Below are 2909 nucleotides of genomic sequence, written 5' to 3'. Positions count from 1 at the left end.
AAATGCTGCAATAACAATAGATTATTTCTGGAGATGTGGTTATTTTCTCATTTCTCTGTATTTATATTATATGATTTTTAACTTTGCAACAGAACCCTTATTTTTAATTGTCAATTCTTTAGTGTTTAAAGCGAGGAGCAGCGATATAATTAAAATACCTAAATTTTCTTTTAATAAAAAGTTTATGCTAGTTTTAATAATTCTTACATGGTGCTTCTTTTATATTAGTATAGAAACTAATTTTTCAAATTTACTGCCATATATCAACTTAGTTTCTGATAAATTTAGCTATATGACTGTAAGTGTATTTTGGATTGGTATAATTGTAGGAAGGTTTTTATATACGTTAATATTGCCGATGATTAAATTCAGGCTTGAAACATTGCTATTAATGTATACAGTGATTTCTTTTTTTCTCTATATTATGTTGATATATTTAAATACCCAAGACGAAATTAGGTTAATAATCCTATTTTTACTCACCATATTTTTAGCGCCTATGTTCCCTTTAGGTGCTAGTATCATTAATCAACATAGTAGTAACAAACGTGTATTAACTAGTATTTTTATCGCTGTAGCAGGATGTGGTGGCGTAATTGGAGCGGTAATTATAAAAGTAGCTTTATACATTCATCTTCCAGTATATCTATCTATTTTATTTATATTAATGGTATGCTTAATTTTAAATACTGTGATTTTAAGAACAAAACTCTAAATAAGATTATATATAATAATATTTTAAAGTTAGCTATGAAGAAATCTGTAACATTTGATTTTTCCATAGCTATTTTTATATAGAAGTAAACCATTGCCATTAAGTATACTGCTCAAACTTACAGGTGAGTAAAGTAAGAATTGAGAAAAAAGGAAACGAATCACCCTAAATTCAATGTAAACGCTAGATTTAAAATACAAAAAAGGGGAATTAGAGAAAAGGTATTCAAGATAAAATATAAAAAGGAAGATGGAAAATGAGTGAATCAAATAAAGTTCAAACAATAGAAATCGGTATAAAGAATTCAAGTAAAGAAGAGCCTAGGCCGAAATAAAAACCCGCTTCAACAGGAGAAGTGGATAACACGCCAGGGCAAAGCCAAGCTGGGATACACCAACCCCGTCCGCAGTGTAGACGCCAAATAACAATAATAAATCAGCCACTCCATAAACGAATAGATATAGCGGCTTACATAAACGGACGCAAATAAAAAGAGCTATCTAGCCTCCAAACGAGTAAGATAGCTCTATTAACAGATAAAATTAATCATCGTTATTGTGTTGATATAATCTATCATCTAACGTTTTTGAATAAAGATGCCCGCTTCCCAAATATGCTCTATTTTACTGAGTTCAAAAGGCTCCTTACAATTAGGACAACAAGGATATTTTTTTGTCCCAAGCTCCTTATTACCTCTATTGCTTTCACGTTGGTATTTTTCTAGTGTTTTAATAGTTAAGAGATGAGGTTTATAAATTTTCAACTTCATATATTCATCTTGCATTAATTGGATTTGTTGATTGAATTCCGAGTATTTATTAGCCAAATTTGCTAAGTTCTTGAAAGGTTCAACACGGTTACCACATACATCGCTATGCACATCTGTACGTAGCGCATCAAATAAGATAATCTTATTAAAATCTCTAGTCATAATTAGCCCCCCTTATTAAGCGTATTAATCCGCGTCACGAAGAAGTTGAAAGTTAAAAAGCTTTTCTCCCGCTTCAAGACTCAAGCGTGATAAAGAGCGTTTACCGCTTCTGCTACGTTGAATACTAGAGGCATCAACCCTCGTTTTAAGTTTGTCATTCATTTACCTTTGATTTTGATTTAAGTATCGTCTATATGTCATTTATAATAAACTTTCTTATTCTGTTCTCTTCATAGTTTGGAATCTTATTTTCTCTTATAGATACTGCCTCTAATCCCTACATCGATAGCAAGTACTACAAGTTCATCATCTTGAATTTCCACTATAATTCTATATTTTCCAACTCTATACCTCCAAAGATTAGATAATTCTCCTTGTAAGGCTTTGCCATGCAATCTTGGGTTATCAGAATTATGAACATTATTATATAACCATTTCAATAGAATGTTTCTTGTTGGTTTATCTATTTTACTTAAGGTTTTGTTTGTTTTTTTACTGATTTTTAACGAATATTTCATTTTACATCCCACTGTTTCATTACATCTTCAATGTCTATGGATTCCTGGTATGTCTCACGATACTCTATTAATGCTTCATCTCCTACTTTTGCATCGTATATATCTTCTAACTCTTCAAAAGTATATTGCTTAAGAACCTCACTCAAACTCAATCCTAAAAATTTTGCCATATACTTTAAAAAAACTTTCTCGTCATTACTTATTCTAATGGTAATTGTAGCCATAAGCATTTCACCTCAACTATTTTTATGTGTTTTCACCTAGAGTAGTTGTACAGATTTATCACACCATAATTGTAACACATTTGTATTACAAATTGAAATGACGGATTACTGTTTATGCTTTAATAGAAAAAACTTTTCAGGATTATGAATACAAACTAAATAGATAAAATTGAAGTCTTGTCTAATGATGTAGGTTTCAAAGTTACGAAAACGCATAGTATGCCCCCTTTCTTTTATTGTTCTTTCAATACTAATATAACAGCACCATTCTGACATAGATGCATATATCTGAGGTGATGATTCTAGAGCATTTAAAAGAAGTTAAAGGGGCTATGATGTTACTAACTGTAATAGAATTAACATCTGTAGCAATGAGAAAATAGAAGCGGTTAATGAAGAATGAAAGTATAACAAAGCAATTGATAAGTATTTTATTATCCTCTTTTATGCGTCTAAAGCGTCTATACAGTAGACGCACATAGAAAAAATAAGTTAATACGTCTACAGTGCAGACGCAAAAT

General features: G+C 30.6%; 4 protein-coding genes. 1 reads left to right on the top strand and 3 read right to left on the bottom strand.

Translation table 11 applies throughout. The features are described from left to right. On the top strand, positions 1–715 hold a 715-nt coding region (locus CD138_RS13320), incomplete at its 5' end, for an MFS transporter (protein WP_506344855.1). Between the two features lie 577 nt (positions 716–1292). Here CD138_RS13320 and CD138_RS13315 read toward each other — a convergent pair. The 3 genes from CD138_RS13315 to relB all read right to left on the bottom strand — a co-directional run bounded on the left by CD138_RS13315 (position 1293) and on the right by relB (position 2388). After that, a complete protein-coding gene (locus CD138_RS13315; protein WP_096601959.1) occupies positions 1293–1646 on the bottom strand; it encodes a hypothetical protein in 354 nt (117 codons plus the stop codon). A gap of 245 nt (positions 1647–1891) precedes the next feature. Further along, complete coding sequence (locus CD138_RS13310; protein ID WP_019167887.1) at positions 1892–2164, bottom strand: type II toxin-antitoxin system RelE family toxin; 273 nt, start codon at positions 2162–2164, stop codon at positions 1892–1894. Then, positions 2161–2388, bottom strand: coding sequence for a type II toxin-antitoxin system RelB family antitoxin (gene relB / locus CD138_RS13305; RefSeq protein ID WP_019167888.1), 228 nt, complete (start codon positions 2386–2388; stop codon positions 2161–2163). Before relB ends, CD138_RS13310 begins: the two co-directional genes overlap by 4 nt. Between the last annotated feature and the right edge of the window lie 521 nt (positions 2389–2909).

The sequence above is a fragment of the Staphylococcus intermedius NCTC 11048 genome, from assembly GCF_002902385.1.
Taxonomy (GTDB): domain Bacteria; phylum Bacillota; class Bacilli; order Staphylococcales; family Staphylococcaceae; genus Staphylococcus; species Staphylococcus intermedius.
This window is presented reverse-complemented; position numbering and strand designations above follow the sequence as displayed.